Source organism: Calothrix sp. NIES-2100, assembly GCF_963875285.1.
In the GTDB taxonomy this organism is placed as follows: Bacteria; Cyanobacteriota; Cyanobacteriia; order Cyanobacteriales; family Nostocaceae; genus Aulosira.
Map to the genome: position 1 here is coordinate 2,047,108 of NZ_CAWNLA010000001.1, position 25,511 is coordinate 2,072,618.

At 41.4% G+C, this 25,511-nt stretch carries 20 protein-coding genes; 12 read left to right on the forward strand and 8 right to left on the reverse strand.

The genetic code is table 11. The features are described from left to right. Positions 1 to 30: 30 nt before the first annotated feature. The 5 genes from AACU32_RS08745 to ebsA form a co-directional block, all read right to left on the reverse strand. Entirely contained in the window at positions 31 to 522 is a 492-nt protein-coding gene (locus tag AACU32_RS08745; RefSeq protein ID WP_096599221.1) for a YajQ family cyclic di-GMP-binding protein, read from the reverse strand. 263 nt (positions 523 to 785) lie between these two features. After that, entirely contained in the window at positions 786 to 1,289 is a 504-nt protein-coding gene (locus AACU32_RS08750; RefSeq protein ID WP_096599222.1) for a DNA recombination-mediator protein A, read from the reverse strand. A 158-nt stretch (positions 1,290 to 1,447) separates the two neighbouring features. Further along, positions 1,448 to 2,542 (reverse strand): phosphotransacetylase family protein, encoded by a 1,095-nt coding sequence (locus AACU32_RS08755; RefSeq protein ID WP_096599223.1) that lies wholly within the window; start codon positions 2,540 to 2,542, stop codon positions 1,448 to 1,450. Between the two features lie 190 nt (positions 2,543 to 2,732). Continuing rightward, positions 2,733 to 2,861 carry a hypothetical protein gene (locus AACU32_RS08760; protein WP_339377669.1) on the reverse strand — a complete coding sequence of 43 codons (129 nt, stop codon included), beginning with the start codon at positions 2,859 to 2,861 and terminating at the stop codon, positions 2,733 to 2,735. After that, entirely contained in the window at positions 2,854 to 3,228 is a 375-nt protein-coding gene (gene ebsA, locus AACU32_RS08765; protein WP_096599224.1) for a type IV pilus biogenesis protein EbsA, read from the reverse strand. The genes AACU32_RS08760 and ebsA overlap by 8 nt, the downstream gene beginning before the upstream one ends. Positions 3,229 to 3,571: 343 nt before the next feature. Between ebsA and AACU32_RS08770 the strand changes: the two genes are divergently transcribed. The 3 genes from AACU32_RS08770 to AACU32_RS08780 all read left to right on the forward strand — a co-directional run bounded on the left by AACU32_RS08770 (position 3,572) and on the right by AACU32_RS08780 (position 6,146). After that, positions 3,572 to 3,724, forward strand: coding sequence for a hypothetical protein (locus tag AACU32_RS08770; protein WP_339377670.1), 153 nt, complete (start codon positions 3,572 to 3,574; stop codon positions 3,722 to 3,724). Between the two features lie 163 nt (positions 3,725 to 3,887). Next, the gene (locus AACU32_RS08775) at positions 3,888 to 5,297 is read left to right on the forward strand and encodes a glycosyltransferase (RefSeq protein ID WP_096599225.1); all 1,410 of its coding nucleotides are present in this window, start codon (positions 3,888 to 3,890) and stop codon (positions 5,295 to 5,297) included. A 474-nt stretch (positions 5,298 to 5,771) separates the two neighbouring features. Further along, complete coding sequence (locus AACU32_RS08780) at positions 5,772 to 6,146, forward strand: hypothetical protein (protein ID WP_096599226.1); 375 nt, start codon at positions 5,772 to 5,774, stop codon at positions 6,144 to 6,146. A gap of 272 nt (positions 6,147 to 6,418) precedes the next feature. Here the strand turns inward: AACU32_RS08780 and AACU32_RS08785 are convergent, their stop codons facing one another. After that, complete coding sequence (locus AACU32_RS08785) at positions 6,419 to 8,326, reverse strand: DNA polymerase III subunit gamma/tau (RefSeq protein ID WP_096599227.1); 1,908 nt, start codon at positions 8,324 to 8,326, stop codon at positions 6,419 to 6,421. A 647-nt stretch (positions 8,327 to 8,973) separates the two neighbouring features. Here AACU32_RS08785 and AACU32_RS08790 point away from each other — a divergent pair. The 9 genes from AACU32_RS08790 (at position 8,974) to AACU32_RS08830 (ending at position 24,344) form a co-directional block, all read left to right on the forward strand. Continuing rightward, complete coding sequence (locus AACU32_RS08790) at positions 8,974 to 9,666, forward strand: hypothetical protein (RefSeq protein ID WP_339377671.1); 693 nt, start codon at positions 8,974 to 8,976, stop codon at positions 9,664 to 9,666. Between the two features lie 330 nt (positions 9,667 to 9,996). Continuing rightward, on the forward strand, positions 9,997 to 13,863 hold the full coding sequence (locus AACU32_RS08795; protein WP_096599229.1) for a CHAT domain-containing protein: 3,867 nt from the start codon (positions 9,997 to 9,999) through the stop codon (positions 13,861 to 13,863). Positions 13,864 to 14,079: 216 nt separating this feature from the next. Further along, positions 14,080 to 14,421, forward strand: a complete 342-nt coding sequence (locus tag AACU32_RS08800) for a winged helix-turn-helix transcriptional regulator (protein ID WP_096599230.1) — start codon at positions 14,080 to 14,082, stop codon at positions 14,419 to 14,421. Positions 14,422 to 14,805: 384 nt separating this feature from the next. Next, positions 14,806 to 15,048, forward strand: a complete 243-nt coding sequence (locus tag AACU32_RS08805; RefSeq protein WP_096599231.1) for a hypothetical protein — start codon at positions 14,806 to 14,808, stop codon at positions 15,046 to 15,048. 792 nt (positions 15,049 to 15,840) lie between these two features. Continuing rightward, the gene (locus AACU32_RS08810) at positions 15,841 to 16,017 is read left to right on the forward strand and encodes a hypothetical protein (protein WP_339377672.1); all 177 of its coding nucleotides are present in this window, start codon (positions 15,841 to 15,843) and stop codon (positions 16,015 to 16,017) included. Positions 16,018 to 16,084: 67 nt separating this feature from the next. Then, a complete protein-coding gene (locus tag AACU32_RS08815; RefSeq protein WP_096599232.1) occupies positions 16,085 to 16,267 on the forward strand; it encodes a hypothetical protein in 183 nt (60 codons plus the stop codon). Between the two features lie 220 nt (positions 16,268 to 16,487). Continuing rightward, on the forward strand, positions 16,488 to 20,009 hold the full coding sequence (locus tag AACU32_RS08820; RefSeq protein WP_339377673.1) for a two-partner secretion domain-containing protein: 3,522 nt from the start codon (positions 16,488 to 16,490) through the stop codon (positions 20,007 to 20,009). Between the two features lie 435 nt (positions 20,010 to 20,444). After that, the gene (locus tag AACU32_RS08825; RefSeq protein ID WP_096599234.1) at positions 20,445 to 20,624 is read left to right on the forward strand and encodes a hypothetical protein; all 180 of its coding nucleotides are present in this window, start codon (positions 20,445 to 20,447) and stop codon (positions 20,622 to 20,624) included. Between the two features lie 195 nt (positions 20,625 to 20,819). Continuing rightward, positions 20,820 to 24,344, forward strand: coding sequence for a two-partner secretion domain-containing protein (locus tag AACU32_RS08830; protein WP_096599235.1), 3,525 nt, complete (start codon positions 20,820 to 20,822; stop codon positions 24,342 to 24,344). A gap of 56 nt (positions 24,345 to 24,400) precedes the next feature. Here AACU32_RS08830 and AACU32_RS08835 read toward each other — a convergent pair whose 3' ends face one another. Next, positions 24,401 to 24,805, reverse strand: a complete 405-nt coding sequence (locus AACU32_RS08835; RefSeq protein WP_096599236.1) for a salt stress protein, Slr1339 family — start codon at positions 24,803 to 24,805, stop codon at positions 24,401 to 24,403. 82 nt (positions 24,806 to 24,887) lie between these two features. After that, positions 24,888 to 25,493, reverse strand: coding sequence for a vWA domain-containing protein (locus AACU32_RS08840; RefSeq protein ID WP_096599237.1), 606 nt, complete (start codon positions 25,491 to 25,493; stop codon positions 24,888 to 24,890). Positions 25,494 to 25,511 lie beyond the last annotated feature (18 nt).

Consider the following 25,511-nt stretch of genomic DNA (forward strand, 5'->3'; position numbering starts at 1 on the left):
CAGGGATCTGAACAACAAGCTACAGAAGATTTAACGATAATTTGTAAATTGTAAAGCTACAGGTAAATCTTCTTGTTTCAAACGCTGAATAATAGCTTGCAGTTCGTCTTTAGATTTAGCTGTTACCCGCACAGCATCACCTTGAATTGAAGCTTGCACCTTTTTAAATTCATCTCGAATCAATTTGGAAATTTGTTTAGCAATATCTTGACTGATACCTTTTTTGAGTTTGATTTCTTGACGCACACGGTTACCACTAGCTGATTCAACTTTGCCAAAATCAAAAATTTTCTGAGAAAGATTGCGTTTAGCAGCTTTTTCTCGAAGAATGTTTTGCACAGAATCTAAAGTAAACTCACTGTCTGTATTAACGTCAATACTTTCCTCACCTAACTCAACAGTAGTTGCAGTATCTTTGAGGTCGTAACGGCCTTTGATTTCTCGCACAACTTGATCGACGGCGTTGACCAATTCTTGTCGGTCAAAATCACTCACAATGTCAAAGGAATAATTAGAAGCCATAGCGCATCGTTGAATTTTGGATGTTGGATCGGAAATAGGGATGAAGTATGAATAAATCGGTCTTTATACTAGCCTATCCTCTATTCCCCCCTTTGCGATCGCAGCCTAAAGCGCAGCAAAAATAGGTGGATGTCATGACGTCATCAACCAAATCCATAAATAGCATTAATTGTCGGTTATGGGCAATTAGCAGAACCTATCACCCATGAACCATTTGTAGTTTTTCTTCTGAATAACTAAACTCACGCCGACCCAGCCTCACGCTAGTCAAAGTAGAAAAGTGTGACAACTTTTCTCTGTTCTTCTGCATCTTTACAAGTTTGTAGCAGAGTACGACTGTCGTGAAATGCAAAGCAAATGAGTTGCTGACAGCGGGAAATAATCTCCTTATTGCAAATGTAACTCGCTTCAGCAAGGGACAGATTATCGTTACTAGGATTTTCGACTAGGTGCATTACCAGTTCTAGCTGCTGACGTGATTCATTGGGCTGGCGTTCTAAGCTTTGGGGTAGAATCACCGTCAACAAATTAGGGTCAGCCCGCATTGCGCCTTTAATGGCGGCAGAATTGGTACCTGTAGCTCCAGAAGTGATCACCCGATTGCCTGATAAAACCAAGGCATAGGTCATCATTTCAATGAGATTCTGGTGCGTAATTGGGACGTGACGGGAACCCAGCAAGGCAATTCGTTTAGAACCTGTTTGCTGGATTGTCGCCAGTTCTTGCGCTAATGTATCGAGGTTAATGAGGTCTATTGACTGGCTCAAAGATGAACATAATGAGATTAAACGACCAAGATATTTTACCAAACAGAGTGTAAGTGCGAAGCTTACTTGAGTTAGATCTTGTTAATAGTCATTGGTCATTGGTCATTGGTCATTGGTCAATAGTCAATAGTCCCCCTTGTCCCCCCCTGCTCCCCTGCCTAAGGTAACGCGGCGGCTGGACTGAGTCCAAGTTTGGATAACAGGCGTTCTAGGTCAAAATGCTCGCTCATCAACTGACGAATGCACTCTACCTTAATTGGTTCGTGGACACGCACTTGTCCAAAAGTGCGATCAACAATTTCTACTGTGGTGAGGGTATCTAAATCAACAGACAAAATGGGAATTTCTAGTTCTTCAGCACGATTGAGGATAAACGCAGGCGGTGGTAGTTGTCCTGTGAGAATTAGGCATTGGGTAGAAGTTTCTAATGCCGCTTGCTGAATTTCGACGCGATCACCTCCGGTTACCACTGCCATATTCTGCCGTTTGCGGAAGTATTTGACAGCAGCGTTCACATTCATTGCGCCAATTGCTAAACTTTCCACCATTAAATCAAGGCGATCGCTACCACAGAGAACTTCGGCTTTTAACTGTTTCACCAGTTCCCCCACGCTAACACTGCGTAGTAACTCACTTTTTGGTAGCATTCCTAACACCGTAATTCCCTGCTGCTCTAAGAACGGCCGCAAAATATTTTTGGCAGATTCTAATTTTTCGGTAGGGATATCATTGATCACAACACCAATCAAGCGATCGCCTATACGTTCCTTGGCAGATAACAGCGCTTCAACCGAAAGTAGAGATTTGTAGCGTGCTACTAACAACACACTGGCATTTAAGACCTCAGCTACTTGCGGCAAAGATAAGTCAAATAACTTACCTTCTGACAAATCACCAGGCCCTTCTAGCAACACCAAATCTCCCCTGGAAATTGGCAAATATTGCTGTACTAGGGACTGCTGATAATCAGTTTTATCTTCGCCAAGCAAGCGTTTTTGCACAGTTACTTCATCCAAAGCCAACATTGTGGGTGCAACCCGATTTTCGCTCAGGTTGAGGCTATGGGCAATGAACTGGACATCTTCCTCAAAGATGTTACCAACAGATACATTGAAAGTTGTACCTAAAGGTTTGCCGTAGGAGATATCCAGTCCTGTTTGCTTTAGCTGATGAGACAAACCCAAAACTGTAGCAGATTTACCGCTATAAGTCTCAGTTGATCCAATCAGCAAATATTTCGCGGATTTTGGCACACATGCACTCCTAAATTCAAAAGGAAGTAGAACCCAGCTTGGTGTTTTCTAATTTTAGGTCGAACTTAGCGATCGCGCTTTGTGACAATCCGATTGATTGCGCTTTGTTTGTCAGTGGTCAGTGGTCAATGGTCATTAGTCAATAGTTTCCCTCATACCGCTCATCTCCCTCCCCCCCCTCATCCGCTGCTTAAGGTGCTGCATTCTCAATATCTAGGGCTAAAGCGCCTTGCGCTTTAGCCCTACTGAAAAAGCTGACTACAAACAGTAAGATCCTATTCTCTACAGGAATGGCTAGGGCGATCGCAGATTCACTCATCTACACGCAGCAGCTTGCGATAAAAAGGTTGGGAGAAATCTGTGAGGCGATTGCGTTTATAGTTGTCCATCAATTCAATTAAATAAGTTATAAACTCAGAACTGGCCATCATCACTTCGTAACTTAGCTCTGCATCGCCGTCAAACTGCATTCGGCAACGGGTCAAGTCTGAAGGTAGACTGGCAACATTCCAGGTAGCGACAAAGGGAATATTGTCACTGGCTTCTATTTTGCGCTGTCCTTCCAAAAAACCTTTTTGGTAAAGACTGATGGCATAAGGTAAGAAGTTGCGCCTGCTACCTTGAATGTAGGGTAGATAAACACTTGCTTGTTGGGCACTGACTGGCTGGAGTTGCTCAATAGACATTGTTAAATATTCCTCATAAGGTACAGTGACTGGGAATGTAGAGGTAGGGAACTCCTCGACCCTACTGTTATCAAGGGATTAAGTAGGTTTCAATACTAAGTATTCCCAAAAATTTCTGGTTTACACATTTTCTGTCAAGCTCATAGGTGGGTATTGCGACAACCTGATTTTGACCTTGCCGGCAGTGCCCACCTGACAAATACAACGGTGTCTGAGCGGTAATTAAGAAGAAATAAGGGTTTAATATTGCTCAAACCCGACAACACCTACTTATGCTGATAACCCCAGAGTCTGTGGGATTAGGGTTTTCTGCCCATTCCATAAAGTTACTGTTAAGAAATATGTGAATGTCAGGTACAATGGGGCTGCATTAGCTTTTATGGAAGCTGAGAGCAATAACAATCAAAAATCTCTTCTATCTAGAGGTAGATGCTGTTATTGTGACTTCTCTCAACAACTAGCTGTTGCTACTTGGCGATCGCTCTACCTAAACTAGAGTTGTCTTTAAAGGGCAATTCTACTGACTCGCAATCGAGTCAGAAAAGGTAAAAAATTACTGCCAATCTCAGGGCTAGCTCAAGGTTGTACAGTTTGGTGTTACCTGATTCTCAGCTTCTTTATCGGCGTAGAACAATAGTGGTTTTTGAATCAAGTAACCTATGCCAGCGAATTTCTGGCCCGAAGAAGATTCTAATGATGAGCTTGCTGGGCTCAATTCTCTGTTGTCTGACCTCTCAGCAACCGAGGAATTAGTAGTAGAGACAGAACCTTTGTTTCTACCATTCCGGTTTCAAGGACGCAGACGCAAAGCAGCTCTAGTTTTGACTATAGTCTGGAGCAGCACAATCGCTCTGCATTTAGTTTCCTGGGGTTTTATATTCGTACTGGGACTAACCACTATTCTGGGTATTCACGCTTTGGAGGTGGTATTTGCCAGACCCCGCCGTCATCCAAAACAAATGCAGCCAGATTTACCTTCTGTATCTGTTTTAGTGTCAGCGAAAAATGAAGAAGCAGTAATTGGCAGATTAGTCAAGAGTCTTTGCAGTCTGGAATATCCAGATGGCAAGTACGAACTATGGATCATTGACGATAACAGCAGTGACAGCACACCGCAGTTACTCACAGAATTAGCCAAGGAATACAAACAACTCAAGATCCTCCGCCGTTGTGCACAAGCTACTGGCGGTAAGTCGGGAGCATTGAATCAAGTTTTGCCTCTGACTAAGGGCGAAATTATCGCCGTTTTTGATGCTGATGCCCAAGTATCACCAGACTTGTTGCAACAGGTAGTACCTTTGTTCCAAAGAGAAAAAGTAGGGGCGGTGCAGGTGCGAAAAGCGATCGCCAACGCTAAAGAGAATTTTTGGACAAAAGGTCAAATGGCAGAAATGGCGCTGGATACCTATTTTCAGCAACAGCGGACTGCCCTTGGTGGGATTGGCGAACTGCGCGGTAACGGTCAATTTGTCCGCCGCGCCGCCTTAACCAGTTGCGGTGGCTGGAACGAAGAAACCATCACTGATGATTTGGATTTGACGTTGCGCCTACATCTAGATGACTGGGATATTGAGTGTGTTTTCTCACCCGCAGTACAAGAAGAGGGTGTGACAAATGCGATCGCACTTTGGCATCAGCGCAACCGTTGGGCAGAAGGTGGATATCAGCGTTATTTGGATTACTGGGATTTGCTGTTGAAAAACCGCTTAGGGGTGCGTAAAACCTGGGATTTACTCAGCTTTATGCTGATTATGTACATTTTACCAACAGCAACAATCCCAGATTTATTAATGGCGATCGCCCGCCATCGTCCACCAATGTTAGGCCCCCTCACTGGCTTGTCTGTTAGCCTATCGATACTGGGGATGTTCACCGGTCTGAGGCGGATTCATCAAGGACAAAAATTCCAGTTTTCTACATATTTACTGTTACTGCTGCAAACCATACGTGGCACTTTATATATGTTGCACTGGTTGGTAGTCATGAGCAGTACTACCGCCCGGATGTCCTTGCGGCAAAAACGGCTGAAATGGGTGAAAACTGTGCATACAGGTGTGGAGAAAGCGTAAAAGAGTCAAGGGTCAAGAGTCAAGAGTCAAGAGTAATTATTCTTCTTGTCTTTGCTGCTCCCTCCGATCTTTTATCTTTTTGTGATTTGACACAAAATTAGTCAAGCTTTCCGCAGTGTTGAGTAATAAGTTGTGAGTGCTAATTAACTCTATAGCAAAACGAGGATAAAGTTCAGAGTGGCTTCCGCCGCTCTGAATTTTTGCTATTTATCGTGCTTTGCATTTGGAAATGAATATTTTTGTTTTGAGCGCAATTTACTTATTTACTCACCCAATCCTCACAATCTTTTCTTATCATGAAGTAAAAGTGAATATTATATCTAATATTCGTTTGTAGCAAAGCGCTATTAGCTTTTTAGTATGGCGTGAAAACATCATCAATTATTAGTTAAGCAGGTTACACAGCAATTAGACGAGCCTATTTCTATAAATCTTTATAAGGATTTGTATTAATGTAGAGGTTGATGAAAAACTATGACAATCTCATCGATTCAGCTGATTAGCCTCGTCCTTGCTGGAATATGCGCTCACATCTGTGGAGGTTTCGCATTTTTTGGCTACATATTTGCTGCTGATGCTACTCCTGAAGACAGATTACCAATGCGTTTGCTTATCCTTGGGATGCCTTGTTACTTCACGAGTATCTTCACTTTACAAGCTTTCGGTTTTAACACTTGCTGGCATCAAGCTTATATCTGGTCACTACTATTATCTGATTTGATACTGATGATTTCAATCAAGAAGAAAAAGTATTTTGTAGGGGTTTGTGGACAAGAAATATTTTTTAGTTTCTATGTAAGTGTAATTGTAGTCGCCAGCCTATCTTTGTATATAGCAATCCTAATTTAATCGCGAGCAATTACTTAAATAAAACTAAGATTTATCTCAATATCATTCAGGAGTCAAAAGTCAGAATTAAATATAAATTTTGTAGGAATGACAGATGAATTGTAGGGGTTTAATACCACCCTAAATTTTTAATACTATTTTGAAAATATAATGCGACAGTAGTACGGGCACGACATCCACAATCTTTTGGTAGATCGCATCATCTTATATAGATTGCCAAAGTTTGTATGGCGGTTTATGACAGTGTAGCTACTTTGGCTTTTTTGGCTTCTTTACTCATCATCGAGATCTGATTCATCGAGCAAATCAGAGCCAACCATAGTGTCAGAAAAGCCTACTGTATCATCTGATAGGCGGATGACTTCTCCTTGGAAAAATTCTGCTAATCGCTGAGCTGCGATCGCTACTTCATCAGTTTCCCAATTATTAGAAGGTGTCGGGGCTGGGGGCGGCGGCAAAGTTTGCACACTGCTGCTAGCTTTAGCTGCTGACTCTGTTTTTGCTAGTGCTGGTGCTGGTGTGGGTTGTGGTTGTACTGGTGCAGGTGGTGGAGTTTGCCTGTCGTAACTAGGGGGCGGTGGCTGCTTAACCATCGATGAGCCGTTGGCTGGAGGGTCTTTCTTCGCTGAAGTAGAGTTTGAGGGCGTTCCGACTTCTAAGCTCACTTTCACTTCCCGTTGGAAAGTTTGCTGGAAAGCAGCTGTAATCATCTGCAAGTCTGATTGTACTTTTTTATGCCATGCTGCTTTCACGCCAACACGGGCGTAAGTACCATCAAATTCTATCAGGTGGCACATTTGCCGTAGCAACTCTCGCCTAGGTATCTGCTGAATATTACTGAGAACTTGCTGCCATATTTGAATAAAATCCGCTGTTGATGTTTCCACAATCTCCTGTGCAGGTGATGCGGTAGTTACTGGTTCTACAGGTAGATTTGATGGCTTCGGTGCCTCAGCTGGCTGATAAACGGTGACACTGTCTGGGGGAGGTGGGGGAGGTGGGGGTAACGGGGTGATACGAGGTTGGCTTGGTGATACTGCTGGTGCGCTCATTCTCGGCTGTGCGCTTACGACGGCTTGCACGGGAATATTTGCACTTGGTAATAATCCCAATAATGTCACCTCTAACCACAAACGCGGTTGAGTTGTGTTTTTAATTTGCTGTTCGGCTTCGCGTAAGTGCTTCTGTCCCGTCAAAATAATACTTGTATCTAGCTTCTGGGCTAATTCAATTAATGCTTGCCAGGTTTGCTGAGTACAAGCAACTAAATCTTGGCGGTTAGGTGCAGTTTTCGCAATGAGTAGATCGCGGTAGGAAGCGGCGAGATTTTGCAGAATAGTCAGTGGTTCTCGACCACGATTGAGGATGTTGCGGGTAGATTCGAGAACTGCTTCTGCTCGATCTTGGGCGATCGCATCTAACAGCGCTAATAAGTCCCGTTCGCTGACTGCTCCAACTAAATCCCAAACTTTGTCAGGTGTGATTTCACCCGATGATAGCCCTAATTGGTCGAGTAGACTTTCCGCATCCCGTAATCCTCCCTGGGCCAGTTGGGCTACTAAGGTGACCGCGTCCAAGGTAATATTAATGTTTTCTTTGTGAGCGATCGCGCTTAAATGCTTGACCATCGCTTCTAAGTCGATGCGTCTAAAATCAAACCTTTGACAACGAGAAATAATTGTCGGCAATACTCGCTGGGGGTCGGTTGTCGCTAAGACAAAGACTACGTGTTTCGGTGGTTCTTCTAGCGTTTTGAGTAGCGCATTGAATGCCTGGGTACTGAGCATATGGCATTCGTCGATCACATAAACTTTATAGCGACACTCCACAGGGGCGAACTGCGCTTTTTCAATAATCTCGCGGATATTATCTACACCTGTGTTGCTGGCGGCATCGATTTCAATCACATCTAAGGAATAGCCCTTAGTAATGCCTTGACAAACATTACATCTGCCACAGGGTTCAGCAGTCGGCTTGCCACTCTCAAGACAATTGAGAGATTTGGCGAGAATCCGGGCGCTAGAAGTTTTACCTGTACCTCTGGGGCCAGTAAACAAATAAGCTGGAGCGATTTTGGCTGAGCGAATCGCGTTGGTGAGGGTGGTAGCGATCGCCTCTTGTCCCACTAGTTGAGCAAAACTCTTTGGGCGATACTTGTGGTGCAGGGGTTCGTAAGACATAAAATTGCAGCACCCAGTCGAGTTTGGGATGATACGATGGGGGTATTTTTCGGTTTAAATTGCCTTCAACGGTGAGGCAAGGCGGGGAGTCCAGCACTAAACAAGGGTTAACCAAATCCTACTCCCAAGGAGTATTCTTGCTTCTTCCCATGAGAAAATGGTTTGGAAACCCAAATTATTGTTTCCAAATTGTTAACTACTGTTTCACAGTTAGTACACTATTTTTATATTGGTTTTGTTACTCAGTTGCTAGATTCTCAATTTAGCTGCTTTCTTATAACACTATTTCAGCTACATTCGTACAGAACCCCAGAGGGTTTCACCTGTGGTCACAGCTCAATTATATCAGACAAGGACGGGGTTTAAAAGTTAAAAAGTTACATTTGATACATTAAAATCATCAATTAGAGGCATCAGCCTTGGTTTTTTCCTGTTGCTGTCGATGTTGTCCTTGCCCGGAAATCAGGCGTGGTTTTTAGCTATTGGTGGCATATCTGGTAAACTACCCAGACCCAAACTCTACTTGAGAGTATTCTTCAAGTTTTGCGTTGTAGCATGAGCAAGAGAAAGTTTTTCTGGAATATTAAAGCTATAGTAAAGTGCGATCGCTACAATCTTAGGGTAAATCATACTCAATGGTGCAGCAGATGCTTAAGCGGCTAATTCAGAGGCTCTTAAAGTTTTTTCAGGGATTGTTTGGTGGGAAACCCAACCGCTCCCCAAATAGGAGAGATGTGCCCAAAGAACCACCGCCAGAACTTACCGATACAGATCTAGAAATTCTGTTCAACGAACTTTTGGAAGGAGTACATCAAGCACGGGGACAAGCATGGGCACTCAAGTGGCTACATAATATTGAACATCGCATCCCAACTGAACGTTGGGTTGAGTGGTTACGGCGTTTAGAAGCAAGATTGCTAGCAGCACCCACACCGAATAATGAATTAGCGGCGCGGTTACTACAACTGGGTGAATTAGGTGTTGGCGAAGTCGGAAACGTTGCCTACGATATTGGGATGCAACTGTTAACCCGCAATCAAGGTGAGCCAATTTGGGAATATGCAGGGACAGATGCTGTCAGGGCTTCACCACCCGAAGATCAAGACTTCTTACCAAGTGCAACAGATACAACAGATACAACAGAGAATGTCCCAGAGGAAGGTTACCAAACCATTACCTTAGAAGAGTTGTTTGGGATGATGCAGCAAGATGAAACCTTATCAGAGCAAATTGCTCAACAACTCGGTTTGGAAACAAACGACCCCCAAGTGATTATCCAAGCATTGATTAATCAGTACCATGCTGCTAATCAAGGGGCTATAGAACAGACAGAATCTTGACTTTCTTGCCCAAAAGCAAAACAATAGTGCCACTACCAAAAATTTGCTCATTCGCTCATTCAAGTTGAGTGAAACCATCCAGTGACTATTGACTCATCCCCTATGCCCAATACCTCATACTTCTCTTCTCCCAAGGGGAGACGCTACGCGAACGGCTTTGCGGTAGTTGAGCGTAGTCGAAACTCAGTATAAGTACCCCAGACCCAATCAAGAGATGACTTATTTCACAAATTTTTCATCTGGTTAATCGTGGCTTTTTACGTAATTGGCGATCTTTTGAACACAACGATGGCTACAATCTAGGTTAAACAAAATCCAAGAGTGTGAAAGATGCTCAGGCGTCTATTTCAGTGGCTTAAAAAGTTATTTCAGCATCCTTTTAGCAGCCAGAAAGCTAGAACTGTAAATGCAGCAAAGGGATACGGGGTGGTAAATTCACCACCCGAACTTACTAATGCGGATTTAGAACTGTTGTTTACACAGTTGCTAGAAGGCGTGCAACAAGCACGAGGCAAACAATGGGCGCTGAAGTACCTGCAACGCATGGAACATCGCATCTCTGATGAGCGCTGGATAGATTGGCTGTTGAGCTTTGGTGAAAGATTATTAAATTCACCTGCACCTAACCATCAGTTAGCAGCAAGGATGATCCAGCTGGGCGAACTGGGGATCGGCAGCATCGGTGACCTGGCGTATGATATAGGTCTAAGCTTGCTGAAGCGTAACTCAGCCACAAGGTATGAAGAAATTGAAGAGCTAGATCATCATGTGACGATGGAAAACACAAGACCGGAAAACAATCGGCCACACTCTCCAGGCCAGGAGTTGATCCGTAATTTGGGCGATCGCTTGTGGGATTATGACGAAGAAGATGAGACGGAAATCCTGCCAATACCCGAAATAAACACTGTTGAGGAAACATGGACAGGTAAATTAGGGGAAGTTATCTGGGAGTATCAAGGAGAAGATACCGAAATTCCCACGCGGGCAACTCTTCTCGATCCAGGAGAAGATGATGAGATTGCTAACTTATTCGATTTGTTTTCTGAGCCGGAAGCAGAAGAAACTGAAACCACAACACCAGTTACTAACCTCAATCCCCCCACAAACCAAACAAGCCAGACTCCGCCAAAACAACAGACCAGCTCAACTGCGCCCACAAACCACACAAACCTGACTCCGCCAAAACAACAGACCAGCTCAACTGCGCCCACAAACCACACAAACCTGACTCCGCCCAAAGACCAGACAAGCTCAACTTCGCCAGCAGAAGATGTTAAAGAAGAATCATCAACAGATGGGACATGGGATAAATCTTTAACAAAATTAGAGCCGAGTGTAGCCCAAGCCTTTGATGAGTTGTTAGTCAGGTTGGATCAAAGTACATCTTTAGTTCAGGAACTGGCTTCAGAACTAGCAATCCAACGCCATAGTTCCCAAATAATTCCTCAACCAAAAATCGACCGCGCCCAAGCTTGGTTTTACCAAGGTCTTCAGCAAGCGAGAAATGGAGATTTATCAGGAGCGATCGCATCTTACAACGCCGCCATCGAAATTAAACCCGATGCTTATGAATATTGGTTCAACCGCGCCTTGACACTATTTCATTTAGAAAATTTGGTCGAAGCGATCGCATCTTATGATAAAGCCCTAGAATTCAAACCCGATTTCCACAAAGCTTGGTATAACCGGGGGGGAATTCTCGGTGAATTAGGCCAATTTGAAGAAGCAGTTATTTCTTTCGAGCAAGTAATCGCCATCAAGCCAGATTTCCCCGAAGCTTGGTCTAGCAGGGGTTTAGCACTGATGAAGTTAGGGCAATTATGGGAAGCAATTGCTAGTTACGACCAAGCCCTACTTTTACAACCACTAGACCCAGAAAATTGGTATTACCGAGGTATCGCTTTAGGTGTTAGCGAGCAGCATGAAGAAGCGATCGCATCTTATGATAAAGCTTTAGAAATTGAACCCAATTACTATGAAGTTTGGATCGATCGGGGTGTCGTCCTGTTTAATTTAGGACAATGGTCAGCAGCGATCGCCTCTTGGGACAAAGCACTCTCAATTCAAGCCGACTTCTATCTAGCTTGGTATAACCGAGGCGTAGCTTTAGAAAATTTAGGCCGCCGTCAAGAAGCAATAGACTCCTATCGCAAAGCTATAGCCATCAAACCCGACTTCCATTTAGCTTGGTACAATCAGGCAGTAGCGTTGTTTTATTTAGGAAAATATCCAGAAGCGATCGCCTCCTATGACAGTGCTTTACAAATTAAACTTGACTACTGGGAAGCTTGGATTGGACGCGGAACAGCTGCTGGTAATTTAGTTAATCCTGAAGCCCTTTCGGGTTTGTTTACTAACATCACAGCCAACAATGCAGCCTTAAAGCAAAGTGGCTATGAAGGTAAATTAGCTAGCTACGAAGCAGGCTTGAAATATGTTCGCCCAGATACTCACCCAGAAGGTTGGGGGAGATTGCATTTAGCGATCGCCAATACTCATTACGATCACGGTAAGAAAAATACAGTTACTCGCACTCATTGGCAAAAAGCCGTAGCTGAGTATAATCAGGCACTCTTAACCTTGACGAGTGAAGATTTTCCCCAGTTGCATCTGGAAGTTTTGCAATCCCTGATCAAAACCCTTGTAGGTTTAGGACAAACAGCACAAGCACAAGAATTCCTACAATACAGCACAAACTTATTACAACAATTACTCAGTGATACCACCCGTACTGATGATAATAAAAAACAGCTAGCTCTAAAATTTGCTGGCTTGAGACAACTAGTAGTTGATTTAGCTGTCGATTACGGTGATGTAGTCGAAGCCTGGGAAATTGCCGAACACGCTAAAAATTCTTGTTTAACCTGGCTGCTGTCAGGTTGGCAAAACGAGATTAACTCACTGAACTATACTGAAGTTCAGCCACTACTCAATCCGCAAACAGCAATTATTTACTGGCATATTAGCCCAGCCGCTTTACATACATTCGTTCTCAAAGATCAGGCTCCTTCGCCCATCCTCATATTTACACCAATGCAAGATACAGGGGTATTCAGCTTAGGCAAAACCCCAATGCGTTTGCATGAAGTTCCCCTTCCTGAAGCAGTGAGACGTGTGATCGCTTTTGAATCTTGGTTGGAAGATTGGAATCAACAATATCAAGAATATTGCAGCCACGCTTCAGATAAACAAAATCAAAGCAACCATTCCTGGCGAGTGGATATGGAACAAAGGCTCTTAGAGCTAAAAAATATTCTCAATATATCGACAATTCTACAGGAACTTGAAGGAATTACTCAACTAATATTAATTCCCCACCGCGATTTGCAAAAATTGCCCCTCCATGTACTTTTTTCCCCAACTTCTGGTTCACCAGGGTTGTCAAATATTGAGGCGAATTTTACTATTAGCTATTTACCTAACGTGCAAACAGGATTAACAGGAAAATCTGCCAACATAGGCGATAAAAACACTCAATTATTCCTCAGCGTTGAAAATCCTCATAGCACAGATTATCCTCAACTAAAATTTGCCAAACTGCAAGCCGAAATTATCAGCCAAATTTTCCCCAATCATTACCGTATCCAGGGGACACAAGCTAATAAAATTGAGGTGCAGAATGCCTTAGAGGATGAATACAATATATTTCACTTTACCGGGCATATCATTCACAATTCTAGTGAACCAAACAAATCAGAATTGGCATTAGCAGATGCAGACAAACTCACATTAGAAGAAATCAGCCAAAAATATTTAGTAAGTTACAACCTAGTTAACCTGTCAGCTTGTGAAACTATAACTACGAGCAATCATCCCATCACTAGCGAATATGTGAGTTTAGTTAATGGTTTTCTGTGTGGAGGAGTCTCCCAGGTTGTAAGTACACTATGGACAGTAGAATCAATTGCCAATGATTTAGCAATCGTCGAGTTTTATCGACGACTACAGCCAAATAAATCAACAGCCACTACCTTAGCTGAAGTTACAGCATGGCTAAGACAACTAACTGCGAGAGAATTAACAAAATGGTATGAAGATTTACTGAATAATCTACATCCCGAAGATTTAAGAATTAGGACGCATGTAGCAACACAAATGTATAGAAGCAGTAAACTTCCGCCAGAGCAAAAGCTATATTGCCATCCTTATTATTGGGCAGCATTTACAATTACAGGTAGGTCAACTGAAGTATAAAGTCTGAAGTCTGAAGTCTGAAGTCTGAAGTCTGAAGTCTGAAAGTACCCAAGCATAAAGCGAAAATTTAAGCGAATGCGTTGTCGGGGCTAAGAGGCTTAAAGCAACTGGCGTTGGAGATAAGACTTCCTTAAATCCACACTTTTCAAAACATAGGGGACTAATGACCAATGACTAATGACCAATGACCAATGACAAATGACAAATGACAAATCTATGGAACCTAAAGCGGAAAACGATACCAGACTAACTTGCGAAGTAGAAATCACATTAGAAGTAATTGGTGGACGCTGGAAAGTCTTAATTATTAGAGAATTAATCGTAGGTATAAAACGCTTTGGCGAATTGCAGCGGGCTTTACCCGGAATTACGCAAAAAATGCTCACTCAGCAACTCAGGGAAATGGAGGATGATGGCATTATTCATCGTGAAGTTTATCCCCAAATCCCCCCCAAAGTAGAATATTCACTCACGCCTTTAGGGAAAAGCCTCCAACCAATTCTCAACGCCATGCATGAATGGGCTGTGAAACATTCTTCTCAACTACGTCGCCATTGAATTAATGAATAGTCATCATTGATAAGTCAAATAATTCTTGATTAACAACTATTTCCTTCACGAACATGAATGAAATAGACCACTATACCTTAGTACTCAGATGTATTTTTTTACCCTGAGATTAGGATAAAGTTACTCGAAATATTTACGAAAAAATACTGTTAATTCTGCTAAATACCTAAATTAATTATTGATTTTGACTCGCAGGAAAATGCATAATCATCAAAAATTCACACCCTAAGTAATTATACGGTTAGCTGATATATTTTTTATCAAATCCCTGCTTAATATTAAATTTGTAGCAAGAAATTAAAACAACACTTGCCGATTACTCAAAATATAGTTAATTTATCAAATATATCTGCTGAGATTAAACAATCACACATGAAAACAAAACTCAAACAAAATCAGACAGAAACACAGAAACACAATAGCAAAGTTATGGAGTTATCAAACTTGACCGAATTAAGTGACCAGGAAGCTGAACTGGTGATAGGTGGTTCTACTAGTGAAACGCTGATAGATAGTATTACAACTCTAGTGCAGAAAATTATTGGCTTAGTTGAAACGTGTTGGGGTTCTGGTGGCACTGGTGGTTCTGGCTCTGGTGGTGGTACTGGTGGTTGAGGTTGTGCTACCTCGTCAGCAATATCAACATTAACTTCATCTTAAGTTCAAACCTTGGTCATGAATTGATATTGAGTCCGTGCAATTATTAATCATGTCTTTGTCACCCCAACCCTATTTTTTTGGGAGAGAAAATAGGGGGAGATCAAAAACTCATCAGCAAAGCTAACTTTGCAATATCATCAAAACCAAAATAGTCAATTTTTCCCGCTCAATGCTAGAGGAATGCGGTTGAATTATTGAAAAAATGACTTACTCTTTAATCTTAATTTTCAGGTGTGTATTACCTAAGTATAGTTATCCTATACAATTTGTGAAAATTCGCAATATCCAGATCCCCGACTTCTCCAAGAAGTCGGGGATCTGAAGTTTCAGGAATAATTTAGGACTGCTATATCTGTGCATCAAATAGGAATACTATAGATATTTTCACGCAAATACAGATTGTCACAATTGAATTAGATAAAGTAACTTTAAAAGTTACGAAAAAATACTGTTAATTATCCTCAATAAGTTATTGAATTTCTATTTTTGATAATGGCATTATCAGCAATCATTAACAGTTTTAGTAATTGTACGGAGAGAATTAATACTTATTATTAAACTGCTGGCAAATATTAAAATAGTGTCAAGTTTAAATGTCAATCATTGACTAATTTTCAAAATACATTTAACTTAAACAATATAGAATTGAAACGTATTACCAATGAGTTTCAACATCTAAAATACTTGTCTTGTCAAGACTTTTTAGTTTAGCTATTGGTTAATTATTCAGTTTATTGGACAGCACGAATGAAAACAAAAAACAAAGAAAATAACCCTAAAAAACATCAACAAAATAGCAAAAATATCCAGATCTTAGACTTGACTGAAGTAAATGACAAGGAAGCTGAACTAGTGGTAGGTGGTGTGTTTATTTGGGGAAGTTCTCTAGGAGGTGGTTCTGGAGGTGGTACTCCGGGTTCCTAATCTTGGTTGGTAAAGTTTCAAAATGAGCAGAGTTTAAATTACCTTTGTAAAGGTGAAACAGTAAAAAATGAAGGCTAAAACCAAAGAAAATAATCCTAAAAAGCATCAGCAAGATAGCAAAATTATTCAGCTATCAGACTTGACTGAATTAACTGACCAGGAAGCTGAATTGGTTGTAGGTGCTTGGACTAGTGGTGGTGGAGGTGGTAGCGGTGGTAGCGGTGGAACTGTTGACCTAACTGGGCAATAAGTCTCGGACTTAGCGGCTACTTAAATTTTGTCTTCAGGATAATCAAAAATCAAAGCAAAATTCAAACAGAAGACACGTCAATCTTGAAGATTTAGAAACCAAGCCCGCCTAAGCGGGCTTAAATATTTGAGCTATGTTGTCAGTGCTTTGGCATATAGCAAGACATTTTAGTTACTCCGTGGTTAAGATGGTATCTTCTACCAAGAGAACAGCAAAAACTATGTCAGCGACGAAAAAACAGAGCAAAATTTTTAACTTCAAAATATTGCTAGGCTTACCTCTTGTTTTCTGGTCGCTGGTAAATATAGGACTGAGCGCTACTGCACAAATTATTCCCGATAATACTCTGCCAAATAATACAATTGTCACTCCCAGTGGTGGGACTTTTAACATTGATGGTGGCACTAGAGCCGGGAATAATTTATTTCATAGTTTTCAACAGTTTTCTCTAGTACAAGGGCAAATAGCCGCTTTCAATAATCCTCTAGATATTCAAAATATTATTAGCCGGGTTACTGGTAGCTCTAGCTCAGATATTGATGGTTTAATCCGCGCTATAGGCACAGCTAACCTATTTCTCATCAATCCAAATGGGATTGTTTTTGGTGCTAATGCTTCTCTAAATATAGGTGGTTCTTTTATTGGTTCGACAGCCAACAGTATCCGATTTACTGATGGTAGTGAGTTTAGTGCTAGCAGTCCTCAAGCAACACCTTTGTTAACAGTGAGTCTTCCGCTAGGGTTGCAATATGGGCCAACTAATACAGGTGTCATCAAGGTCAATGGAGCGGGAAACAATCTCAGTGTCAATAACAATAACTTTTCGGTGATGAGAAACTCTCGGCCAGTGGGACTCCAGGTACAGTCACAGAAAACTTTGGCTTTGGTCGGTGGAAATGTGGAAATGAGCGGAGGTAATCTGACTGCAAATGGAGGAAGAATTGAGCTAGCAAGTGTGGGTACAGAAAGTTTAGTCACACTTATTCCGGTAACTTCAGGTTGGGAATTGGGTTATGAAAATGTCAATAGTTTTCGAGATATTAACCTATCTCAAGCAGCTTCGTTAGAAGCCAGTGGTAATAGTAGCGGTACTATCCGCTTACAAGGGCGTAACATCCAACTAAAGGATGGTTCTGCAATGCTGGCAGATACCTTAGGCAATGGTTTGGGAGGAACGCTAAGAATTAAAGCCTCAGAAACTGTAGAAGTCAGCGGTACTTCTGTATTAGGTTCTCCCTTTGCAACCTATTTATCTACCGATGTAGCACCAGGAGCAACAGGTAATGGTGGCAATTTATTCATAGATACAAAAAGTTTGCGTGTTGCTAATGGCGCTCAGATTTCTAGTGGCACCTTTGGCTCTGGTAACGGTGGGAATTTAACAATTAAAGCCCAAAAAATTGAATTGACTGGTATTTCAGACCTGACTGGGCCTAGCGGCTTATTTACACCAGTAGCACCTGGAGCCACTGGTAATGGCGGTAATTTAGTAATTGAAACAGACAACTTATTGGTTAATAACGGCGGACAGCTATTAGCTAGTACCTTTGGCTTGGGAAATGCTGGAAGCATAAAATTAAAGACCACAAATATACAATTAATTGGCGCTTCACAAGGCGGTATTCCTAGTGGCATATTCGCAAATGTAGAATTTGGTGCCCAAGGCACTGGCGGTAATATAACTATTGACACTGACAAATTACAAGTTGCTGATGGCGCAAAGATAGTAGTTAGTACCTTTAGTTCAAAAGATGGGGGAATTTTAACACTCAAGGCAAAAGATATAGAGCTACTGCGGAGTGCAGCAAGTGTTGGTTCCAGTGGCTTATTTGCGAATGTGGAATCAAAAGCCACAGGTAATGGCGGCAAATTGTTGATTGAGACAGAAAACTTGCGAATGGTTGATGGCGCACAGATAGCAGCGCTAACCTTTGGCTCAGGGAATGCGGGAAGTGTGAATGTGCAAGCAAATCAGATAGAACTTAGCGGTACTTCATCAGGAGGGTTCCCCAGCGGTTTGTTAGCGAATGTGGAATCAGGTGCCACGGGTAAAGGTGGTACTTTAAACATTGATACTCAAAGTTTACGGTTGATAAATGGCGCTCAAATTGGCACAGGTACATTTAGCGCTGGAAACGCTGGAGATTTAAAAATTCAGGCAAATGATATAGAGCTAATAGGTAGTTCTCCTAGTGGTCAAAGCTTGTTGTTTACTCTTGTTACCGCAAAAGCCACAGGTCAAGGAGGAAACTTGACACTAGATACCGACACATTGCGCCTGATAGATGGAGGTCAAATTGCTACTACTACTTTTGGCTCTGGGAAAGCAGGTAACTTGATAGTCAAAGCCTCTGATATAGAAATTTTTGGGGTGAGTGAACAAGGACGCAGTGGTTTATTTGCTAGTGCAATTCAAGGGAGTGGCGATGGTGGGAACTTAAGCATCACTACTGACAATTTAACTGTTAAAGATGGGGGCACGATCAGTGCTAGTAATTTCCATAGCCGTAACCTGAATATTCCACCAGGACAAGGAAAAGCAGGAAATATTCAAATTGATGCTGGTGCGATTTTACTTGATAACACTTTCTCAGAAAATCTAGCCAGCATCACTGCATCTACAGCTTCTGGTGGTGGTGGTAACATCTTTTTAAATGTGCAAGAATCATTAACTGCTCGCAATGGTAGCCAAATATCTGCTGACACTAAAGGTAGTGGTGATGGCGGTAACATTAATATTAATGCTGACTCTTTAGCATTTACCACTGGAGCTTTCTTGACTACTAGTACAGAAGGAACAGGTAATGCAGGTTTGATTAAAATTGATGCCAATTCTATTTTATTGGATGGTTATAGTAATGGGTTATTTACAGGTGCTTTCAGTGAAGCTAAGGCACAATCACTTGGTAATGGCGGTAATATTCAAGTTACAAGTGACTTGTTGAAAGTAACAAATCAAGCTCGCATCTCTACTAATAGTGCGGGATTGGGTCAAGCTGGTAATATCACTCTCAACGTTCGTCAAATACAAACTAATCAAGGAAATATCGTTGCCACTTCTACTCAAACTGGTGGCGGTAATTTAAATTTTACTACTGATTTACTTTTTCTAAATAACAAGAGTTTGATTAGCACCAGTGTTTTAGATAGTACTGGTGGCGGCGGCAATATTAACATCAATGCCGATTTTGTTGTCGCTCACAATCAAAGTGATATTAGAGCTAATGCTGTTTTTGGCCTTGGGGGTAATATTCAAATCCAAACTCAAGGTATTTTCCTGTCTCCAGATAGCCATATTGATGCTAGTTCCAAATTTGGCATTGATGGGATTGTGACAATTACTAACTTAGAAACGAGTAAGAATATTGCCAACACTGAATTACCCAAAAATATCTTAGATCCTAGTCAGCAGATTGCTGCTAGTTGTCGAGGCGATCGCGCAAATAATTTTGTTGTCACAGGACGAGGTGGATTACCACAAAATCCTACTGATACGATCATCGGTCAGACTATTTGGACAGATTTACGTGACCTTTATCCCAAAGTAGGATTAGATAACAAGGGGGTAGAAGAAAGAGCAACAATGGTTTCCCAATCAGCGCAGAAAAACACGCCATCTGTTATTATTGAAGCTCAAGGATTAATAATTAATAGCCAAGGGGAAGCAGAGTTATTAGCTAATTCTCCTAGTATAATTCCTCAAGATTCTAGAAATCCGACACCTAATTGTGGAGCAATATAAGTAACTGTCATTTGTCATCTATTACAAAGTTGAGGCAGTCCGTTGATGGTGAGCCACTTGCGCTGAAAGGCTTCCCCTGCTTACATTTGTGTGACTGTCTCTTAACCCGCAAGGGCGCATTACCTCACCGCTTCGTGTCTACATGAATTGCTCCTACTTATGGTTTTGCATAAATTTTTTAGGCGCATTTTCATACAGCATTAGTATCATCATGAAGGCTGATGCCATGACGCAAAGACACAGGAAGGTGGAGAGATTTTAATTGTAAGTGATTTGCTATTAACAACCTAAGTAATTACACAGGATAAATTAAATATCTTCATCAAATCTCATGTGAATATTAAATTTTCAACAATAAATTAAAATGGCTATTGTAGATAACAAAAAATTACCTTAAAAATATAAAATACAGTTATCAAGTTTAAAGGATAAAAAATGAAGTACAAACTCCAAAAAAATCATTGTATAGAACATAAACAAAATATCAAATTTATCCAGTTATCAAACTTGACTGAACTAACTGACCAAGAAGCTGAAATAGTGGTAGGTGGTTGGGGTGACGTTAATATTGATGATCGTGATACTGAAAAGAGTTCTAGTAGTGGCTCTTGGTAGTGGTAGTCACTGGGTATCTTAGGATTCTAGTTATGGTAGTAGCAATTTCACATAAGTCTTGAAGAAAAACAAACCAAGCCCGCCTGCGCGGGCTTAAATTTTTTATCCTGGTTGCGAGTATTTTTGCCTATGTAAAGACATTTTAGCTACTCCGTGGTTAAGATAGTGTCTTCTACCAAAAGAACTGCAAAAACTATGTCAGTGACGAAAAGACAAAGCCAAAATTTACGCCTCAAAATATTACTGGGCTTACCTCTTGTCTTATGGTCGCTGGCAAATATCAGACTGAGCGCTGCTGCACAAACTATTCCCGATAATACTCTACCAAATAATACAATTGTCATTCCTAGTGGTAGCACTTTTAACATTGATGGTGGCACTAGATCTGGGAATAATTTATTTCATAGTTTTCAACAGTTTTCCCTAATACAAGGGCAAATGGCCTCATTCAATAATCCTCTAGATATTCAAAATATTATCAGCCGTGTTACTGGTAGCTTTATCTCAAATATTGATGGTTTAATCCTCACTCAAGGCACAGCTAACCTATTTCTCATCAATCCCAATGGGATTATTTTTGGTGCTAATGCTTCTCTAAATATAGGTGGTTCTTTTATTGGTTCGACAGCCAACAGTATCCGATTTGCTGATGGTAGTGAGTTCAGTGCAAGTAGTCCTCAAGCAACACCTTTATTGACAGTGAGTCTTCCTCTAGGGTTGCAATATGGGCCAACTAATACAGGTGTTATCAAAGTTAATGGAACAGGAAACAATCTCAGTCTCGATAAAAATAACTTTTCCGTGATGAGAAACTCTCGGCCAGTGGGACTACAAGTACAGCCACAGAAAACTTTGGCTTTGGTGGGTGGAAATGTGGAAATGAGCGGAGGTAATCTGACTGCAAATGGAGGAAGAATTGAGCTAGCAAGTGTGGGTACAGAAAGTTTAGTCACACTTATTCCGGTAACTTCAGGTTGGGAATTGGGTTATGAAAATGTCAATAGTTTTCGAGATATTAACCTATCTCAAGCAGCTTCGTTAGAAGCCAGTGGTAATAGTAGCGGTACTATCCGCTTACAAGGGCGTAACATCCAACTAAAGGATGGTTCTGCAATGCTTGCAGATACCTTAGGCAATGGTTTGGGAGGAACGCTAAAAATTAAGGCCTCAGATTCTGTAGAAGTCAGCGGTACTTCCTCCGTAGGTCTTCCCTTTATCACCTATTTATCTACCGATGTAGCACCAGGAGCAACAGGTAATGGTGGTAATTTATTCATAGATACAAAAAGTTTGCGTGTTGCTAATGGCGCTCAGATTTCTAGTGGCACCTTTGGCTCTGGTAACGGTGGGAGTTTAACAATTAAAGCCCAAGAAGTGGAATTGACTGGTGGTTCAGGCGTTGCTGGTTCTAGCGGCTTATTCACACCAGTAGCACCAGGAGCAACTGGTAATGGCGGTAATTTAGTAATTGAAACAGACAACTTATTAGTTAATAACGGCGGACAGCTATTAGCTAGTACCTTTGGCTTAGGTAATGCCGGAAGCATAAAATTAAACGCCACAAATATACAATTAACTGGCGTTTCACGAGGAGGCACTCCCAGTGGCATATTTGCTAATGTCGGATCTACTGCCCAAGGTACTGGCGGTAATATAAATATTGATACTCAAAAATTACAAGTTGCTGATGGCTCTAGGATAGCAGTTACTACCTTTGGCTCAAAAGATGGGGGAATTTTAACAGTCAAGGCAAAAGATATAGAGCTATTGGGGAGTGCAGCAAGTGTTGGCTCCAGTGGTTTATTTGCGAATGTGGAATCAAAAGCCACAGGTAATGGTGGCAAATTATTGATTGAGACAGATAACTTACGAATGGCTGATGGGGCACAGATAGCAGCACTGACTTTTGGCTCAGGGAATGCGGGAAGTGTGAATGTGCGAGCAAATCAGATAGAACTGAAGGGTACTTCACCAGGAGGTTTACCCAGCGGTTTATTTGCGAATGTGGAATCAGGTTCTCAGGGTAATGGTGGTGCTTTAAACATTGATACTCAGAGTTTACTGTTGATAAATGGTGCTCAAATTGGCACAGGTACATTTAGCGCTGGAAACGCTGGAGATTTAAAAATTCAGGTAAATGATATAGAACTCATAGGTAATTTGAGTAGTGATCTAAGCCCTTTTACTAATGTCACTTCAAATTCTACAGGTAAGGGAGGAAACTTGACCCTAGATATCGGTAGTTTACGCCTGATAAATGGAGGTCAAATTGCTACTAGTACTGCTGGATCGGGAAAGGCAGGTAACTTGATTGTCAACGCCACTGATATAGAAGTTGTTGGGTTTAGTGAAAAAGGGCGTAGTGGTTTATTTGCTAGTGCAATTCAAGGGAGTGGCGATGGTGGTAACTTAAGCATCACTACTGACAATTTAACTGTTAAAGATGGGGGCATTATCAGTGCTAGTAATTTCCATAGCCGTAACCTGAATATTCCACCAGGACAAGGAAAAGCAGGAAATATTCAAATTGATGCTGGTGCGATTTTACTTGATAACACTTCCTCAGAAAATCTAGCCAGCATCACTGCATCTACAGCTTCTGGTGGTGGTGGTAACATATTTTTAAATGTGCAACAATCATTAACTGCTCGCAATGGTAGCCAAATATCTGCTGACACTAAAGGTAGTGGTGATGGCGGTAACATTAATATTAATTCTGACTCTTTAGCATTTACCACTGGAGCTTCCTTGACTACTAGTACACAAGGAAAAGGCAATGCAGGTTTGATTAAAATCGATGCCAATTCTATTGTGTTTGATGGTTATAGTAATGGGTTATTCACAGGTGCTTTCAGTGAAGCTAAGGCACAATCAATTGGTAATGGCGGCAATATTCAAGTTACAAGTGACTTTTTGAAGGTGACAAATCTTGCTCGCATCTCTACTAATAGTGCGGGATTGGGTCAAGCTGGTAATATCACTCTCAACGTTCGTCAAATACAAACTAATCAAGGAAATATCGTTGCCACTTCTACTCAAACTGGTGGCGGTAATCTAAATTTTACTACTGATTTACTCTTTCTCAATAACAATAGTTTGATTAGTACCAGTGTTTTAGATAGTACTGGTGGCGGGGGTAATATTAACATCAATGCCGATTTTGTTGTCGCTCACAATCAAAGTGATATTAGAGCTAATGCTGTTTTTGGACTTGGGGGTAATATTCAAATCCAAACTCAAGGTATTTTCCTTTCCCCAGATAGCCATATTGATGCTAGTTCAAAATTTGGGGTTGATGGGATTGTCACAATTACTAACCTAGAAACGAGTAAGAATCTTGCCAACACTGAATTACCCAAAAATATCTTAGATCCTAGTCAGCAGATTGCTGCTATTTGTCGAGGCGATCGCGACGATCGCGCAAATTATTTTATTGTCACAGGACGAGGTGGATTACCACAAAATCCTACTGATACGATCATCGGTCAGAATATTTTAACAGATTCCCGTGACTTTTCTACAAAAGTCGGGTTGGAGGAAAAGAGGGAAGAAAGAAGACCAAAAATAGTTTCCCAAGCAGCGCAAAATATGCCATCCGTCATTATTGAGGCTCAAGGATGGATAATTAATAGCCGAGGGGAAGCAGAATTATTAGCTAATTCTCCTAATATGATTTCTCAAGTATCTAGAAATCCTACACCTAATTGTGGAGCAATATAAGTAACTGTCAATGGTCAGTGTCATTGATTTTGTAGATAAAATCGAAAATTTTTGGCTCAATAATTGTTTTGTAAATATTCAATAGCAGCTTCTAATTTTGAAGGATATCCTTCAGCAAATCTTTCAAACCACAGTCCTTCAGGTGAGAATTGATCTAATTTATCTAGCCATTCTTTAGCCTGATTTTTTAAACCTTCTCGTTGTTTTGCTTTAAGTTGTTCTTGGCGAATTCGTTCTTGTTCTAATTCTTGTTGTCGTTTCAACTCCTCAGCCATATCACGTTCCGCAAAATCAGTTTTAACTTCTTCCAAAAGGCTATCGATTAAAGAAGATGCTTTTGGTGACGAAGCTTGGATGAATGATTGGGCTATATTTGGCTGAGGTTTTGGCTGGGGTTGAGAGGGTTTTCCTTCTTCGTATTCAGTTTTGAGTTCAGCTAACAGCTTATCGATGGTATCCATTGGCGAGATGGGGGGATTGAGGGGGATGGGGGGACAAGGGAAGGGGGACAAATGACCATTGACTATTGACTATTGACCATTACTAGTCATTAATGGCATTCAGCAACACTTCCGATAGACTCATATCCTCCATATCTTCCATTGTCACTGTGTCACAGATATCAAATTTCGCTCCAGCCCCTTGGAGGTCATCATCTAAAACTTTGAGAAAGCGAGTGGCTTGAGCATCTGTACCAACTTGAATGAAGGAAATGGCTAATTCTTCATCACGATCCATCTTTCGGGAAGCTTCGATAATCACCTTCATGACGGCTTTGCGATCGTCTGGTTCACCATCGGTAACAACTAAAATTGTCTCACCATTGGGTTTAGTTTGATTAGCAGCTTTGCGTTGAAAGTAATCATCAGTGGCGTGTTTTAGCACTCCTGCTAAGTCAGTGGTTCCAGAGGGGTCATTTTCTCGAAAAATTTGTGCTACCTTGGCTGAGGTGACATTTTCATAACGTTTGAATTTTCCAGAAAATACATAAATAGTTATCCCATCTGGGTCAAATTGTTCACATTTGCTAGCTAAGGCTAAGGTAGATTCTTGTGCAGCTACCCATCTGCTTCTACCACCTTTTTGATCTGGGGTAGCCATGCTACCGCTTTTGTCGATAATTAAGGTATAGTCACGATTGTCTAGCATTTCTAACTTCTCCAAGTA

Bases quoted from the DNA above. Each gene is read 5' to 3' on its own strand.
- AACU32_RS08745 (WP_096599221.1), bottom strand. From the start codon at position 522: ATGGCTTCTAATTATTCCTTTGACATTGTGAGTGATTTTGACCGACAA.
- AACU32_RS08760 (WP_339377669.1), bottom strand. From the start codon at position 2,861: ATGAGTGAATCTGCGATCGCCCTAGCCATTCCTGTAGAGAATAGGATC.
- ebsA (WP_096599224.1), bottom strand. From the start codon at position 3,228: ATGTCTATTGAGCAACTCCAGCCAGTCAGTGCCCAACAAGCAAGTGTT.
- AACU32_RS08775 (WP_096599225.1), top strand. From the start codon at position 3,888: ATGCCAGCGAATTTCTGGCCCGAAGAAGATTCTAATGATGAGCTTGCT.
- AACU32_RS08780 (WP_096599226.1), top strand. From the start codon at position 5,772: ATGACAATCTCATCGATTCAGCTGATTAGCCTCGTCCTTGCTGGAATA.
- AACU32_RS08785 (WP_096599227.1), bottom strand. From the start codon at position 8,326: ATGTCTTACGAACCCCTGCACCACAAGTATCGCCCAAAGAGTTTTGCT.
- AACU32_RS08790 (WP_339377671.1), top strand. From the start codon at position 8,974: ATGCTTAAGCGGCTAATTCAGAGGCTCTTAAAGTTTTTTCAGGGATTG.
- AACU32_RS08795 (WP_096599229.1), top strand. From the start codon at position 9,997: ATGCTCAGGCGTCTATTTCAGTGGCTTAAAAAGTTATTTCAGCATCCT.
- AACU32_RS08800 (WP_096599230.1), top strand. From the start codon at position 14,080: ATGGAACCTAAAGCGGAAAACGATACCAGACTAACTTGCGAAGTAGAA.
- AACU32_RS08805 (WP_096599231.1), top strand. From the start codon at position 14,806: ATGAAAACAAAACTCAAACAAAATCAGACAGAAACACAGAAACACAAT.
- AACU32_RS08810 (WP_339377672.1), top strand. From the start codon at position 15,841: ATGAAAACAAAAAACAAAGAAAATAACCCTAAAAAACATCAACAAAAT.
- AACU32_RS08815 (WP_096599232.1), top strand. From the start codon at position 16,085: ATGAAGGCTAAAACCAAAGAAAATAATCCTAAAAAGCATCAGCAAGAT.
- AACU32_RS08820 (WP_339377673.1), top strand. From the start codon at position 16,488: ATGTCAGCGACGAAAAAACAGAGCAAAATTTTTAACTTCAAAATATTG.
- AACU32_RS08825 (WP_096599234.1), top strand. From the start codon at position 20,445: ATGAAGTACAAACTCCAAAAAAATCATTGTATAGAACATAAACAAAAT.
- AACU32_RS08830 (WP_096599235.1), top strand. From the start codon at position 20,820: ATGTCAGTGACGAAAAGACAAAGCCAAAATTTACGCCTCAAAATATTA.
- AACU32_RS08835 (WP_096599236.1), bottom strand. From the start codon at position 24,805: ATGGATACCATCGATAAGCTGTTAGCTGAACTCAAAACTGAATACGAA.
- AACU32_RS08840 (WP_096599237.1), bottom strand. From the start codon at position 25,493: ATGCTAGACAATCGTGACTATACCTTAATTATCGACAAAAGCGGTAGC.